This is a genomic window from uncultured Pluralibacter sp. (genome assembly GCF_913775985.1).
GTDB lineage: Bacteria > Pseudomonadota > Gammaproteobacteria > Enterobacterales > Enterobacteriaceae > Pluralibacter.
The window spans coordinates 1-13,957 of sequence record NZ_CAJYMB010000115.1; the positions used below are offsets into that span (position 1 = coordinate 1).

16 protein-coding genes and 1 pseudogene are annotated in these 13,957 nt (G+C 56.3%); 10 read left to right on the top strand and 7 right to left on the bottom strand.

Features of this window, described 5'->3' with window-relative positions; genetic code table 11:
- Positions 1 to 246 (bottom strand): aldo/keto reductase (locus tag QZ766_RS13945; protein WP_297202953.1); only part of this gene is annotated, 246 nt, incomplete at its 3' end.
- A 47-nt stretch (positions 247 to 293) separates the two neighbouring features.
- On the bottom strand, positions 294 to 533 hold the full coding sequence (locus QZ766_RS13950; RefSeq protein WP_297202955.1) for a DUF1289 domain-containing protein: 240 nt from the start codon (positions 531 to 533) through the stop codon (positions 294 to 296).
- 97 nt (positions 534 to 630) lie between these two features.
- Between QZ766_RS13950 and QZ766_RS13955 the strand changes: the two genes are divergently transcribed.
- The 4 genes from QZ766_RS13955 to rnt all read left to right on the top strand — a co-directional run bounded on the left by QZ766_RS13955 (position 631) and on the right by rnt (position 3,626).
- Complete coding sequence (locus QZ766_RS13955; protein WP_297202957.1) at positions 631 to 1,230, top strand: TetR/AcrR family transcriptional regulator; 600 nt, start codon at positions 631 to 633, stop codon at positions 1,228 to 1,230.
- A gap of 52 nt (positions 1,231 to 1,282) precedes the next feature.
- Complete coding sequence (locus QZ766_RS13960) at positions 1,283 to 2,380, top strand: alkene reductase (protein WP_297202959.1); 1,098 nt, start codon at positions 1,283 to 1,285, stop codon at positions 2,378 to 2,380.
- Positions 2,381 to 2,460: 80 nt separating this feature from the next.
- Positions 2,461 to 2,868, top strand: a complete 408-nt coding sequence (gene gloA / locus QZ766_RS13965) for a lactoylglutathione lyase (RefSeq protein ID WP_297202961.1) — start codon at positions 2,461 to 2,463, stop codon at positions 2,866 to 2,868.
- 104 nt (positions 2,869 to 2,972) lie between these two features.
- Entirely contained in the window at positions 2,973 to 3,626 is a 654-nt protein-coding gene (gene rnt, locus QZ766_RS13970; protein ID WP_297202963.1) for a ribonuclease T, read from the top strand.
- 46 nt (positions 3,627 to 3,672) lie between these two features.
- On the opposite strand, the gene QZ766_RS13975 is transcribed toward rnt, so the two are convergent.
- Positions 3,673 to 4,020 (bottom strand): Grx4 family monothiol glutaredoxin, encoded by a 348-nt coding sequence (locus QZ766_RS13975; RefSeq protein WP_297202965.1) that lies wholly within the window; start codon positions 4,018 to 4,020, stop codon positions 3,673 to 3,675.
- Between the two features lie 314 nt (positions 4,021 to 4,334).
- On the opposite strand from QZ766_RS13975, the gene QZ766_RS13980 reads away from it, so the two are divergent.
- Together QZ766_RS13980 and sodB are read left to right on the top strand one after the other, a co-directional pair.
- Entirely contained in the window at positions 4,335 to 5,156 is an 822-nt protein-coding gene (locus QZ766_RS13980) for a C40 family peptidase (protein ID WP_297202967.1), read from the top strand.
- A gap of 246 nt (positions 5,157 to 5,402) precedes the next feature.
- Positions 5,403 to 5,984: a superoxide dismutase [Fe] gene (sodB, locus tag QZ766_RS13985; RefSeq protein ID WP_297202969.1), complete on the top strand. Its 582-nt coding sequence runs from the start codon at positions 5,403 to 5,405 to the stop codon at positions 5,982 to 5,984.
- Between the two features lie 35 nt (positions 5,985 to 6,019).
- Here sodB and QZ766_RS13990 read toward each other — a convergent pair whose 3' ends face one another.
- Positions 6,020 to 7,189 carry an MFS transporter gene (locus tag QZ766_RS13990; RefSeq protein WP_297202971.1) on the bottom strand — a complete coding sequence of 390 codons (1,170 nt, stop codon included), beginning with the start codon at positions 7,187 to 7,189 and terminating at the stop codon, positions 6,020 to 6,022.
- Positions 7,190 to 7,355: 166 nt separating this feature from the next.
- Positions 7,356 to 7,445: a YnhF family membrane protein gene (locus tag QZ766_RS13995; RefSeq protein WP_106912875.1), complete on the bottom strand. Its 90-nt coding sequence runs from the start codon at positions 7,443 to 7,445 to the stop codon at positions 7,356 to 7,358.
- 295 nt (positions 7,446 to 7,740) lie between these two features.
- On the opposite strand from QZ766_RS13995, the gene purR reads away from it, so the two are divergent.
- Positions 7,741 to 8,766 (top strand): HTH-type transcriptional repressor PurR, encoded by a 1,026-nt coding sequence (purR, locus tag QZ766_RS14000; protein ID WP_297202976.1) that lies wholly within the window; start codon positions 7,741 to 7,743, stop codon positions 8,764 to 8,766.
- Here the strand turns inward: purR and punR are convergent.
- Positions 8,763 to 9,695: a DNA-binding transcriptional activator PunR gene (gene punR / locus QZ766_RS14005; RefSeq protein WP_297202978.1), complete on the bottom strand. Its 933-nt coding sequence runs from the start codon at positions 9,693 to 9,695 to the stop codon at positions 8,763 to 8,765. The two genes, purR and punR, sit on opposite strands and share 4 nt — an antisense overlap.
- Before the next feature lie 115 nt (positions 9,696 to 9,810).
- Here punR and punC point away from each other — a divergent pair, with 115 nt between their 5' ends.
- On the top strand, positions 9,811 to 11,004 hold the full coding sequence (gene punC / locus QZ766_RS14010) for a purine nucleoside transporter PunC (RefSeq protein WP_297202980.1): 1,194 nt from the start codon (positions 9,811 to 9,813) through the stop codon (positions 11,002 to 11,004).
- A gap of 298 nt (positions 11,005 to 11,302) precedes the next feature.
- Positions 11,303 to 12,451 (top strand): cyclopropane fatty acyl phospholipid synthase, encoded by a 1,149-nt coding sequence (cfa, locus tag QZ766_RS14015; RefSeq protein ID WP_297202982.1) that lies wholly within the window; start codon positions 11,303 to 11,305, stop codon positions 12,449 to 12,451.
- 34 nt (positions 12,452 to 12,485) lie between these two features.
- Here the strand turns inward: cfa and QZ766_RS14020 are convergent, their stop codons facing one another.
- The gene (locus tag QZ766_RS14020; RefSeq protein ID WP_297202984.1) at positions 12,486 to 13,133 is read right to left on the bottom strand and encodes a riboflavin synthase subunit alpha; all 648 of its coding nucleotides are present in this window, start codon (positions 13,131 to 13,133) and stop codon (positions 12,486 to 12,488) included.
- Positions 13,134 to 13,414: 281 nt separating this feature from the next.
- Here QZ766_RS14020 and mdtK point away from each other — a divergent pair.
- Positions 13,415 to 13,957, top strand: a pseudogene (gene mdtK / locus QZ766_RS14025) (MdtK family multidrug efflux MATE transporter); the annotation flags it as partial.

A 13,957-nucleotide genomic window follows, 5' to 3' on the forward strand; every position in this document is an offset into this window, starting at 1 on the left:
GCTGACCACCTCCATTTTTTGGCGCAGGTGCGGAGCCAGCTTCATTGCTTCGCCAAACGCGGCTTCGCACTGGTAGCCGCCGTAAATATCGGCGTGATCGACGGTGGTAATGCCTAAATCCAGATGCTCTTCAATAAAGCTCAGCAGCTGACGCGCGGACATATTCCACTCCATCAGACGCCAGTAGCCCATCACAAAGCGGGAGAACTGCGGGCCTTCGGGGGCAAGCGTGATACGTTGAACCATTTACGTTTCCTCAATTAACACTGCATTGAGTATACCCATAAAGTGGTTCAAAACAGTGAGGGCTGTTCGGGTTCGTCGCGGCTGTTGTCCCTGTTTGCGCGAAGTTTACGCAGAAGGCGCTGGCGGCACAGCCGCAGGATCTCCTGCTTCTGCGGATCGCTCATGGTTTGCCAGTTGAAGCGCTCTTCGCGGCTGCGCATGCAGCCGCGGCAGTAGCCGCGTTCATCACTCTGGCAGATCCCCCGACACGGGCTCTGCACCGGAAAAAACTCTAGCTGTTCGGCCACGCTGCCCCCTTTAAAGTCGTCCTCTCATTGAAGCCGTATAATGACAAATTCGCAACTTCCCTTGCATTAGACCGATTGGTCTAGTACGGTGTGCTGCATGAATACGCACGCTGGACACGACACCCGAACCCATCTGCTTGCCACCGGCGAGCAGCTTTGCATGCACCGCGGTTTTACCGCGATGGGCCTTAGCGAGCTGCTTAAAACCGCAGGCGTGCCGAAGGGATCGTTTTATCACCATTTTCCCTCTAAAGAGGCATTCGGGGTTTTTATGCTCGAGCGCCACTTTTCAGAATATCACAGCCAGCTTGAGGCACATTTTCACCGCGGTGCAGGCAGCTACCGCGACCGCCTGCTGGGCTATTATCAGAATGTACTTGAACAGTTCCGCCAGCAGGGCGCTATTTGCGCCTGCCTGACGGTAAAACTGTCCGCAGAGGTCTGCGATCTTTCTGAAGCGATGCGCCAGGCAATGGAAAAAGGCGCCCGCCAGATAATCGCCCTGCTGGCCTTCTCGCTTGATGAAGGCCGCAAAGAGAAGAGTCTGACCTTTTGCGGCGATGCCCGCAGCCAGGCGCAGGTACTCTACTCCCTGTGGCTCGGGGCAAACCTGCAGGCAAAAATTTGCCGCAGCCCGGAGCCGCTGGAAAGCGCGCTGGCCCACGTTGAAGTTATTATTGCGGCGCCCGGATGCTGAAGGCGCTTTATTTTTTCTAATCACCAGACGACCGGTCTATTCAGGAGTTAACATGTCAGAACAGAAGTTGTTTTCCCCGCTGAAAGTCGGTGCCATTACCGTACCTAACCGTATCTTTATGGCCCCGCTGACACGCCTGCGCAGTATTGAGCCCGGCGATATTCCTACGCCGCTGATGGGCGAATATTACCGCCAGCGCGCTACCTCAGGGCTTATCATCACTGAAGCCACGCAAATTTCCGCCCAGTCGAAAGGCTACGCCGGTGCGCCGGGACTGCACAGCCCGGAGCAGATTGCCGCCTGGAAAAAAATCACCGCAGGCGTGCACGCCGACGATGGCCGCATTGCAGTTCAGCTCTGGCACACCGGACGCATCTCCCACAGCAGCCTGCAGCCGGGCGGCAAGCCGCCGGTCGCTCCTTCCGCAATTCATTCAGGTACCCGCACCTCCCTGCGCGATGCCGAAGGGAAAACCTATCGGGAGGAGACCACCACGCCGCGCGCGCTGGAGCTCAACGAGATCCCGGGGATCGTTAATGATTTCCGCCAGGCCATCGCCAACGCCCGCGAGGCAGGGTTTGACCTGGTTGAACTGCACGGCGCCCACGGCTATCTGCTGCACCAGTTCCTTTCTCCCTCTGCCAATCACCGCACCGATGAGTACGGCGGTAGCGTAGAAAATCGTGCGCGCCTGGTGCTGGAAGTGATTGACGCGGCAAGCGCGGAGTGGAGCGCGGATAGAATCGGCATTCGCCTGTCGCCGCTGGGCTCGTTCCAGGGCACCGACAACGGCCCGAATGAAGAAGCCGATGCGCTGTATTTAATTAGCGAACTCGGCAAGCGCGGTATCGCCTACCTGCACCTGTCCGAACCGGACTGGATGGGCGGACAGCCTTATACTGAAGAGTTTCGTCGTAAAGTCCGCGATGTCTTCCCGGGCGTTATTATCGGCGCCGGTGCCTACACTGCAGAAAAAGCGGAAAACCTGCTGGAGAAAGGGCTGATTGATGCCGTGGCATTTGGCCGGGTGTACATTTCAAACCCGGACCTGGTCGCGCGCCTCCACCAGCACGCCGAACTTGAAACCCCGCGCGAGGAGTTCTTTTACGGCGGCGGCGCGGAAGGTTACACCGACTATCCGACGCTGTAAGTAAGCACAATTGATAGCGGCGGGGCTCCGCCGCTATACTGGCAATCCTGATTTGCAAACAAGATGTTAAGGAGATTTCAATGCGCCTACTTCACACCATGCTCCGCGTGGGCGACCTGCAGCGTTCCATCGATTTTTACACTAAGGTGCTGGGCATGAAACTGCTGCGCACCAGTGAGAATACCGAATATAAATATTCGCTGGCGTTCGTCGGCTACGGCCCGGAAAGCGAGGAGGCCGTCATTGAGCTGACTTATAACTGGGGCGTGGAAAGCTATGAGATGGGCACCGCCTACGGCCATATCGCCCTGAGCGTGGACGACGCGGCGCAGGCCTGCGAACGCATCCGCAACAGCGGCGGCAACGTCACCCGCGAAGCCGGCCCGGTTAAAGGCGGCAGCACTGTAATCGCCTTCGTTGAAGATCCGGACGGTTATAAAATCGAACTGATCGAAGCGAAAGACGCCGGCAAAGGGCTCGGCAACTAATCTTACCGGGTGCCGCAGCACCCGTTTTTTTTGCCCTCTGCTGCAAGCCCCGCCGTTTTTTGCCATAATGCGCGCTACGTTTTTTCCCCTTCCAAGAGATTCTGATGTCAGACAACGCTCAACTTAACAGCCTGTGCGGCCGCTTCCGTGGTTTTTATCCCGTCGTTATTGATGTTGAAACTGCCGGTTTTAACGCCAAAACGGATGCCTTACTCGAAGTTGCTGCCATAACGTTAAAGATGGATGAGCAAGGCTGGCTGATGCCGGATACCACCCTGCACTTTCACGTCGAACCCTTTGAGGGAGCTAATCTGGTGCCGGAAGCGCTGGCATTCAACGGTATCGACCCGACGAACCCGCTGCGCGGCGCGGTAACTGAGTACCATGCGCTACACACCATCTTTAAAGAAGTGCGCAAGGGCATGAAAGAGCAGAACTGCAACCGCGCCATTATGGTGGCCCACAACGCGACCTTCGATCACAGCTTTATGATGGCTGCCGCCGAACGCGCAAGCCTCAAGCGTAACCCTTTTCATCCGTTCGTGACCTTTGATACGGCGGCCCTGAGTGGCCTGGCGCTGGGGCAGACCGTGCTATCAAAAGCTTGTATTGCCGCAGGCATGCCCTTTGACGGCAATCTCGCCCACTCCGCGCTGTACGATACTGAGCAGACGGCGCAGCTGTTCTGCGAAATTGTTAACCGCTGGAAGCGCCTCGGCGGCTGGCCGCTGCCGGTCGCTGAAGAAGAACAGGCGTAAAAAAAGCGACCTCGGGTCGCTTTTTTATTATTGCCAGGCTGCGGGATTATTCCGCTTTCGGCGCTTCGTCAGCATGCTTTGCTGCGGTTTCTTTAATCAGCTGCTGCAGCTCGCCGCGCTGGTACATCTCGATCAGGATATCACAGCCGCCAACCAGCTCGCCGTCAACCCACAGCTGCGGGAAGGTCGGCCAGTTAGCGTACTTCGGCAGCTCGGCGCGGATGTCCGGATTTTGCAGAATATCGACATAGGCAAAGCGTTCGCCGCAGGCGGAAAGCGCCTGCACGGCCTGAGCAGAGAAGCCACAGCTCGGCAGCTTCGGAGAGCCTTTCATGTACAGCAGGATCGGATTTTCTTCAATCTGACGTTGGATTTTTTCGAGAGTGGTGCTCATTGTCTTGCTTCCTTAACTTCTTATCGCGGTAAAAGCAGTGTAACGTTAACGGTTAGCGTAACAAAATAACATTTTGTTCGTTACGCTCCATTTTAGCCTGAGGAGGCAAAAATAGCTTCTTCAAACCTTTTTTTGCTTTTCCTTTGCCTGTTTTTTGGGCTATTTGCGGTTTTTGTTTGCTTTTAATAAAGAAACATGTTTTTAGATACAAAAAGTCTATTAACAACTGTGCTTTTTATGCATTAGAATCCTAGCGTTTTGTCAATCAACCACCAGGCATGCTTTTTATTGCCTGATTTGCAGAGGAATGCTCAGTGGCGCGGATAAATAGAGTCTCGATCACGCTCTGTGCTTTGCTGTTTACATCGTTGTCTATTACGCCTTTGTCCCATGCGTCAGAGCAGACGCGCGCGTCTGCGGCCCTAAAAGCGCATAATGCAAAGGGAACGGACCGCAAAAAGAAACCAGCCAGCGCAAAAACAAAATCCACAACCCGAACCGCCAGTAAAAAGAAAGTCAGCACCCTCAAGCGCAAAGCCGCAGCTCCAGCCAAACGTACTGCCTCCCTGAAGAAAAGCGCCCCGCTCGCTAAACGCACGCACAGCCACGCGCTTAAAAGTGCATTGCTGAAGAAAGAGCAGCGCTGCATCGTGCGCAAGGGCTACAAGCGTCGCTGTACGACCGAAGAGGTTAAGCCGCTGACCATCGCCGATGCCCATAAAGTTCGGGTTCAAAAGGCGCAGAAAACAGCCATGAATAAACTGATGGATCAGCTGGGCAAGCCGTATCGCTGGGGCGGTTCCTCACCGCGTACCGGCTTTGACTGCAGCGGGCTGGTTTATTACGCGTATAAAGATCTGGTTAAATTCCGCATTCCGCGTACCGCGAACGAAATGTACCACCTGCGCGACGCGCGGCCGGTAGATCGCGGCGAGCTTGAAAGCGGCGATCTGGTCTTCTTCCGTACCCGCGGCCGTGGCGCAGCCGATCACGTCGGCGTTTACGTTGGCAACGGTAAATTCATCCAGTCTCCGCGCACCGGGCGCGATATCCAGATAACCTCCCTGAGTGAAGACTACTGGGCTAACCATTACGTCGGCGCCCGCCGGGTGATGACGCCTAAGACGATTCGCTAATTGTGCTCTGCCGCTAAGGCGGCAGGGTAACTTCCTCTTCTGCCTCATCTTTTAATTTGCTACCCTAACCACACTCAATGCATGGCTATTGAGTATTCACCATTAAAATAGCTTGCACACAATCACTTTGGCTGTATTGATACAGCCCGCGCGTATCTTCGGGAGCGAATACGGTGACCAGGATAGGTAAAGTCAGGCTGCCGCTGAGGACAGTCAAAGGGATGAAGTGCATAGGGAGAAAAAGCAATGTCGTTTGAACTACCTGCATTACCGTATGCGAAAGACGCTCTGGCGCCGCACATTTCTGCTGAAACACTCGAATATCACTACGGCAAGCATCATCAAACCTACGTGAATAATCTCAACAATCTGGTCAAAGGCAGCGCCTTCGAAGGCAAAACGCTGGAAGAGATCGTGCGCACTGCCGAGGGCGGTATTTTCAACAACGCCGCTCAGGTCTGGAACCATACCTTCTACTGGAACTGCCTGGCCCCGAACGCCGGCGGTGAACCCAAAGGCGCGGTAGCCGATGCTATCAACGCCAGCTTCGGCAGCTTCGCCGAGTTCAAAGCGCAGTTTACTGACGCTGCAACGAAAAACTTCGGCTCCGGCTGGACCTGGCTTGTGAAGAAAGCCGACGGCAAGCTGGCTATCGTCTCAACGTCTAACGCGGGAACCCCGCTGACTACCGACGCGACGCCTCTGCTGACTGTCGACGTATGGGAACACGCCTACTACATTGACTACCGCAACGCGCGCCCGAACTACCTTGAGCACTTTTGGGCGCTGGTAAACTGGGCATTTGTCGCCCAGAACCTGGCTAAATAAGCCACGGCTGTCCGGCGGTTAACCGCCGGACAGATTTAACGATTATCGCTACAAACCTGCACTTCATCGCCCCGCTTTCCTGCCGCCACAATCAGCAGCGCCAGCCCGGCAATAATTGCGCCCGCGACCGGTACAAAACTGTAACCGAGTCCCCCGGAAATCACCGCTCCCCCGACGGCCGCTCCCAGTGCGTTGCCGAGATTAAACGCGCCGATATTCACCGATGACGACAGACCGGGCGCCTCATGTGCGACACGCATCACCCGCATTTGCAGCGGTGGGATCACCGCAAAGGTCGCCGCGCCCCACACCAGCATCGCAACCGCAGCGCCAATTTCCGTTTTAGCAAGCCACGGGATCGTCGCCATAATCGCCATCAGCAGCAGTAAAAACCCTTTCAGAGTCCCCGTCACCGAACGATCGGCAAATTTGCCGCCGAGGTAGTTACCTATCGAGAAACCAACCCCAATCAGCACCAGCATACCGGTAACGAACAGAGATGAGGCATGCGTCACGCTGTGCAGCACTGGAGCAATGTAGGTATAGAGCGTAAACATCGCCCCCGCGCCCAGCACGGTGGTGAGCAGGGCCGACAGCACCTGCGGGCGCATCAGCACCGACAGCTCGCGCCTCACGTCCGGGCGCTCGCCGCTGCTGCCCCGGGGGAGCGTAAAGCGCAGACACAGCATTGCCAGCACGCCAAGTCCCGCGGTAGCGAAAAATGACATCCGCCAGCCGATGGTTTCCCCCATCCAGGTTGCCGCCGGCACGCCGCCGATATTGGCGATGGTAAGCCCCATAAACATCGCCGCTACCGCGCTGGCCTGCTTGTGCTTAGGGACCAGCCCCGCGGCAACCACTGAGCCGAGCCCAAAGAACGCGCCGTGACAGAGGCTGGTGACAATCCGCGAGAGTAGTAAAAGCGTGTAGTCCGGCGCCATGGCCGAGAGCACGTTACCAAGCGTAAAAATACCCATCAGAAAGACCAGCGCGCTGCGCCGGGCGCGATGGGAAAGCAGCAGCGTCATTAGCGGTGCGCCGATCATGACGCCAACGGCGTAGGCGCTGACCAGCATCCCGGCGGCCGGAATGGAGACATTAACGCCTTTAGCGATCACCGGCAGCAGGCCCATCGGCGAGAATTCGGTCGTGCCGATGCCAAATGCGCCAATTGCCAGCGCCAGCAGGGGGTAGTTGATTTTCATGTCATTGCTCCAGAGTGCATCGCGCGGGAACGGCAATACGGCAAAAGGAAAAAAGCATGACATCAATCACAAAAAAACGAAAGTGACGCAAACAGCAAAAGTCTGTTGCGTAAGGGGGAAAAATCGACGGGAAAGCGGAGGGAGAGGGACTCTCCCTCGCGCTGAATTAATGCAGGACTGCGGTCAGGCCGGTGGCGACAATCAGCCCAAGGGCAATAACGGTGGTCATCAGCGAGAATTTTAAATCAGTACTCATCCATTTTTCTCCTTGTTATCCCCACACCAAAAGTGAGCCTGCTCATTTTTGCACAACTTCGCACATAAATCTTGCAGGTTTTGCGCATGCAGAGATTTTTCTCTTCCACTTTCCCGCATAATCAGACAAAATTCCACGCTAATTTATATGCGTACCAGCCATTGACCCCCTCCCGTCGTCCTGTGTCATTTTCCCGGCGTACTGCAACTGAAAACTAAGTTGCGCAGGGTGTGTGAAGGCAAACGTTTTCGTGCCCACCGGCAGGCGATGAGATTTGGGTCTGGAGTAAGAGTAGATGGCAACAATTAAAGATGTAGCGAAGCGCGCAAACGTTTCCACTACAACCGTATCACACGTAATTAACAAAACCCGCTTTGTGGCGGAAGATACCCGCAACGCGGTGTGGGCCGCGATTAAAGAGCTGCACTATTCGCCGAGCGCCGTTGCCCGCAGCCTGAAGGTCAACCACACAAAATCTATTGGCCTGCTGGCCACCAGCAGCGAAGCGGCCTATTTTGCTGAAATCATTGAAGCGGTAGAAAAGAACTGCTTTCAAAAAGGCTACACCCTGATCCTCGGCAACGCGTGGAACAACCTCGAAAAGCAGCGCGCCTATCTGTCGATGATGGCGCAAAAGCGCGTGGACGGCCTGCTGGTGATGTGCTCCGAGTATCCGCAGCCGGTGCTCGACATGCTTGAAGAGTATCGCCACATTCCAATGGTGGTGATGGACTGGGGAGAATCGAAGGCCGATTTTACCGATTCCGTGATTGATAACGCCTTCCAGGGCGGGTACATGGCCGGACGCTACCTTGTGGAGCGCGGCCACCGCGAAATCGGCGCAATCCCGGGGCCGCTCGAGCGCAACACCGGCGCCGGGCGCCTGGCCGGATTTATGAAAGCGATGGAAGAAGCGCAGATTAACATCCCGGAAAGTTGGATTGTGCAGGGCGACTTCGAGCCGGAATCTGGCTACCGAGCAATGCAGCAGATCCTGACCCAGGCGCACCGCCCGACGGCGGTCTTTTGTGGCGGAGACATTATGGCAATGGGCGCACTCTGCGCCGCCGACGAAATGGGGCTGCGGGTACCGCAGGACATTTCAGTCATTGGCTATGACAACGTGCGCAACGCCCGCTACTTTACACCGTCCCTGACCACCATTCACCAGCCGAAGGATTCGCTGGGCGAAGCGGCTTTCGATATGCTGCTGGACAGAATCGTCAGCAAGCGCGAAGACCCGCAGTCCATTGAGGTGCACCCTCGCCTGATCGAACGCCGTTCAGTGGCGGACGGCCCGTTCCGGGACTATCGCCGCTAATGCTTACAGGAACCGGCGGCGTCCGGTTCCTGCAGCCACTCCCTGTTTAACGTTTCCGAATCCCCCAGATAGTCCAGCAGCCAGCCCAGCGCCGGCGACATATCATTCTGCTGCCAGGTCAGGCAGCAGGCGGCGGGCGGAAACGGATTATCCATCTCAAGCTCAACCCACTCTCCGGAATCCAGATACGGGCGAGCGAAGTGTGCCGGAACCATGGCGATACATAATCCCGCAGAAATGCAGGTTGCCGAGGACGCCCAGTCCGGCACCACCAGCTTGCGCTGATTATCAAGCAGCCAGGTAATGCGCTTGGGCAGCGAGCGCGAGGTATCTTCCCGCACCAGCGACGGCCAGCCGCGCAGCTCGTCATCGCTCAATTGTCCCGGCTGCCCGGCCAGCGGATGGCGGGACGACACCACGCACCGCCAGTTGAGCATGCCCATATCCCGGAACGCATAGCGGCCGCCCACCGGGATCGCCTTGGTGGCGCCAATCGCCAGCTCAACCCGGCCATCGGAGAGCGCATCCCATACGCCGTTAAACACCTCCTGCGAGACACACAGCTCCACATCGTCAAAGTGACGGTAGAAATCGACGATCATCTGCCGGGTACGCTCGGGTCTGACGATGTTGTCCACGGCAATAGCCAGGCTGCCCCGCCAGCCGTTGGCAATCTGCTGGCACTGCTGGCGGGTGATCTGCATTTTTTTGATAACAGACCGCCCCTCTTTTAAAAACCATGCGCCAGCCTCGGTGAGCACCACGTCGCGGTGGCGGCGTTCAAACAGCGGAACCGCCAGCCACTCCTCAAGCTGGCGAACGGTATAGCTTACTGCAGAAGGCACGCGGTGCAGCTCCTGCGCAGCGGCGCTGAAGCTGCCGCTGCGCGCCACGGCATCAACCACTTCCAGTGAATATTCAGACCACATAGTTTGCCTGCAAAAAATTTGAATCCTGAGCGCAAATATTAACGTTTCACAACTGCCGTTGCACTCCCTACACTCTGCTGCCTGCACACCTGCATCACAAAATAAGAGACCGACTATGCAACCGGGAAAAGGGTTTTTATGCTGGCTGGCGGGCCTGAGCGTGCTGGGCTTTCTGGCAACGGATATGTATCTGCCTGCCTTTGCGGCGATCCAGCGCGATTTAAATGCGCCCGCCGCGGCTATCAGCGCCAGCCTGAGCCTGTTCCTGGCCGGTTTTGCCGCCGGGCAGCTGCTGTGGGGTCCGCTGTCGGACCGCTACGGCCGTCGGCCGATTCTGCTCACCGGACTGGCCATTTTTGCCGCCGCGTCGCTGGGCATGCTGTGGGTGCAGGATGCTGTCGGCCTGCTGGCGCTGCGCTTTGTCCAGGCCATCGGCGTCTGCGCCGCAACGGTTATCTGGCAGACGCTGGTGACGGACTATTTTCCCGCGCAGCGGGTTAACCGCATCTTCGCCACCATAATGCCGCTGGTCGGATTATCACCCGCGCTTGCGCCCCTGCTCGGCAGCTGGCTGCTGCACCATTTCGAATGGCAGGCAATTTTCGCCACGCTGTTTATCATTACCCTGCTGCTGATGCTGCCGGCATTGCGGCTAAAGCCGGTTGCGCCTAAAACCCGGCCAGACCAGCAAAAGCTGACCTTTACCGCGCTGCTGCGCTCGCGCAGCTATCGCGGCAACGTGCTGATTTACGCCGCCTGCTCCGCCAGCTTCTTCGCCTGGCTTACCGGATCGCCGTTTATTCTCGACGCAATGGGTTACGGCCCGACGGTGATTGGCCTGAGCTACGTGCCGCAGACGATTGCTTTTCTGATAGGCGGATACGGCTGCCGCGCCGCGCTGCAAAAATGGCAGGGCCGGCAGATGCTGCCCTGGCTGCTGCTGGCGTTTACGCTTAGCATCGCCGCGACCTTTGCCGCGGGATTTGTTCCCGGCGGTTCACTCACCGCGCTGCTGATCCCTTTTTGCATCATGGCAATGGCCAACGGCGCCATTTATCCGGTGGTGGTTTCTCAGGCGCTTCGCCCTTTCCCGCAGGCCACGGGCCGCGCGGCGGCGCTGCAAAATACGCTGCAGCTCGGGCTCTGCTTTGGCGCAAGCCTAGTGGTTTCCACCCTGGTGAATACGGCGCTGCTTACCACCACCAGCGTGATGTTAGCCACTACCGCACTCGCCGCATGGGGATATCTGATGCAAAGGCCCGTATCGACAGCACAATCCTCCTCAGCGGTGGATATTACGCACATATAGTTCCGCGCTAAATTATGTTAATCCCCAGCGATTAGGGCGCTAAGATATTTAAGTTGAAGCCTCGCTTTTTGAGGCCTATACTTATTGCGCCACACATAAATATGATAAATATTAGCGAGTAACGACCATTCAGATGGCCGTTAGCCTGTTTTAGAAGTCTTTGTCGGCAAGGGTTTACCCCCTCCTCTGCTCTACATCCGATAGCAAATTTTATAAAAATCTGTGAAGTCTCTCGTGATTTTCAAAAGCGTCTACGCTATTTAAAAGTTCTGATCGCATTTGGCGTGATGGAGAAGCTATGAGCTCATCGTGTATAGAAGAAGTAAATGTCCCAAATGACGACTGGTACCGCATAGCCAGTGAAATGCTAACGCGTGCCGGTATCGGCATTAACGGGACGGCACCCTCGGATATTCAGGTTAAAAACCCTCTTTTTTTTAAACGCGTTCTGCAGGAAGGCTCTCTCGGGCTGGGTGAGAGCTACATGGACGGCTGGTGGGAGTGCGAACGTCTGGATATCTTTTTTACTAAAGTATTGCAGGCGGGTCTTGAGCATCAGCTTCCCCAGCACTTTAAAGATACCCTGCGCATAGCCAGCGCGCGCGTCTTCAATCTGCAAAGCAAAAAGCGCGCCTGGATCGTGGGCAAAGAGCACTACGATCTGGGCAACGATCTGTTTACCCGCATGCTCGACCCCTATATGCAATACTCATGCGCCTACTGGAAAGATGCGCAAACGCTTGAGCAGGCGCAGGAAGCCAAGCTGGATCTTATCTGCCGCAAGCTGCAACTTGAGCCCGGTATGCGCGTACTGGATATTGGCTGCGGCTGGGGTGGCCTCGCCCAGTATATGGCCAGCCACTATGGCGTCAGCGTTGAAGGCGTTACGATTTCAGCGGAACAGCAAAAGCTGGCGCAAAAACGCTGTGAAGGTCTGGACGTGAAAATCCTGCTGGAAGACTATCGCGATTTGCATGAACAGTTTGACCGCATTGTGTCGGTGGGCATGTTCGAACACGTCGGGCCAAAAAATTACGCCACCTACTTCAACGTGGTTGACCGCAACCTGAAGCCCGACGGCCTGTTTTTACTGCACACTATCGGCTCGAAAATCACTGACGATAATGTCGACCCGTGGATCAATAAGTACATTTTCCCCAACGGCTGCCTGCCGTCGGTGCGCCATATTGCGCAGGCCAGCGAATCCCATTTTGTGATGGAAGACTGGCATAACCTGGGCGCCGATTACGACACCACGCTGATGGCCTGGCACGCGCGTTTTCTCGAGTGCTGGCCGGAAATTGCCGATAACTACAGCGACCGTTTCAAACGCATGTTCGTTTACTACCTGAATGCCTGCGCCGGGGCGTTTCGCGCCCGGGATATCCAGCTCTGGCAGGTGGTATTCTCCCGCGGTGCCGAAGGCGGCCTTCGCGTCGCGCGATAAAAAAACCCCGGCGCGCCGGGGTTTTTTCTGTCCGCTATTCCGCGGCCTCCTGCTGGATGCGTACCGCCTCGGCCTCTTTAGCCGCCAACACGCGCTCGACGGTATCCACCACCGCCTGGGTCTGGGGGTCAATTTCGATATTCACCTTCGCGCCCAGCTTTTTACTGCCGAGCGTGGTGCGCTGCAGCGTTTCCGGGATCAGGTGCACGCAAAAACGCGCGGGAGTCACCTCACCCACCGTCAGGCTAATGCCGTCGATGCCGATATAGCCTTTATAAAGGATATATTTCATCAGCAGCGGATCCTGCACTTTGAACCAGATTTGGCGGTTATTTTCTGAAGTCACAATTTTTGACACTTCAGCCGTGGTCATAATATGGCCGGACATCAGGTGCCCGCCGATTTCATCACTGAAGTGCGCCGCGCGTTCGACATTAATTACGTCGCCCTCGGCCAGCTCACCCAAATTGGTAATGCGCAGCGTCTCTTTCATTAAATCGAAGCTGACGCGATTGCCGTCTATTTCCGTTACCGTCAGGCAGCAGCCGTTATGGGCTACAGACGCACCGGTTTCAATCCCCGCGAGCATATCGTCGGGCATCTCAATAACGTGAGTGCGAAAGTTGGGTTTTTCATCTACGGACACTATTTTCGCCGTGCCCTGAACGATACCAGTAAACATGCTATTAACTCCTGTAGATCATGGTAGCGGAACGCTCCGCCTTTTATATTCCGCACAATAGCAGGAGCCAGAATGGGTTGCCACCTACCCGTGCTTTATGCCACTTTTTCAGTGGCTAAATAGCCGCGAATCGCTACAATATAGGCAAATTTCCTCTGTATTTTTCTTCTGCTGCCAGTAAAGGCGGCTTTTTTAATCTCTTCAACTATAACAAAGCATTCGGCCACACCTGCGACAACCGCGCCCGGAAAGTGCCGATATGCAAATTAAAAGGTGTTTTCGTGCAGAAGTACGTTATCGAAGCGCGCCAGCTGCTTGCGCTGGCAATCCCGGTGATCTTAGCGCAGGTCGCACAAACCTCTATGGGGTTTGTTGATACCGTTATGGCCGGCGGCTATAGCGCGACGGACATGGCCGCAGTCGCTATCGGCACCTCCATCTGGCTCCCCGCGATCCTGTTCGGGCACGGCCTGCTGCTGGCGCTAACGCCGGTGGTCGCCCAGCTTAACGGCTCCGGCCGCAGGGACCGCATCGCCCACCAGGTTCGCCAGGGATTCTGGCTGGCGGGCATTGTGTCCGTACTGGTGATGGTGGTGCTGTGGAATGCCGGCTACATCATCAGCGCCATGCACAATATCGATCCGCAGCTGGCGGATATCGCCGTGCGCTATCTCCGGGCGCTGCTGTGGGGCGCCCCCGGCTACCTGTGTTTTCAGGTCGCGCGCAACCAGTGCGAGGGTCTGGCAAAAACCAAGCCCGGCATGGTAATGGGCTTCCTCGGTCTGCTGGTTAACATTCCGGTGAACTATATCTTTATTTACGGC

Coding starts and splice junctions, on each gene's coding strand:
- QZ766_RS13955 (WP_297202957.1), top strand. CDS start 631: ATGAATACGCACGCTGGACACGACACCCGAACCCATCTGCTTGCCACC.
- QZ766_RS13960 (WP_297202959.1), top strand. CDS start 1,283: ATGTCAGAACAGAAGTTGTTTTCCCCGCTGAAAGTCGGTGCCATTACC.
- gloA (WP_297202961.1), top strand. CDS start 2,461: ATGCGCCTACTTCACACCATGCTCCGCGTGGGCGACCTGCAGCGTTCC.
- rnt (WP_297202963.1), top strand. CDS start 2,973: ATGTCAGACAACGCTCAACTTAACAGCCTGTGCGGCCGCTTCCGTGGT.
- QZ766_RS13975 (WP_297202965.1), bottom strand. CDS start 4,020: ATGAGCACCACTCTCGAAAAAATCCAACGTCAGATTGAAGAAAATCCG.
- sodB (WP_297202969.1), top strand. CDS start 5,403: ATGTCGTTTGAACTACCTGCATTACCGTATGCGAAAGACGCTCTGGCG.
- QZ766_RS13990 (WP_297202971.1), bottom strand. CDS start 7,189: ATGAAAATCAACTACCCCCTGCTGGCGCTGGCAATTGGCGCATTTGGC.
- QZ766_RS13995 (WP_106912875.1), bottom strand. CDS start 7,445: ATGAGTACTGATTTAAAATTCTCGCTGATGACCACCGTTATTGCCCTT.
- purR (WP_297202976.1), top strand. CDS start 7,741: ATGGCAACAATTAAAGATGTAGCGAAGCGCGCAAACGTTTCCACTACA.
- punR (WP_297202978.1), bottom strand. CDS start 9,695: ATGTGGTCTGAATATTCACTGGAAGTGGTTGATGCCGTGGCGCGCAGC.
- punC (WP_297202980.1), top strand. CDS start 9,811: ATGCAACCGGGAAAAGGGTTTTTATGCTGGCTGGCGGGCCTGAGCGTG.
- cfa (WP_297202982.1), top strand. CDS start 11,303: ATGAGCTCATCGTGTATAGAAGAAGTAAATGTCCCAAATGACGACTGG.
- QZ766_RS14020 (WP_297202984.1), bottom strand. CDS start 13,133: ATGTTTACTGGTATCGTTCAGGGCACGGCGAAAATAGTGTCCGTAGAT.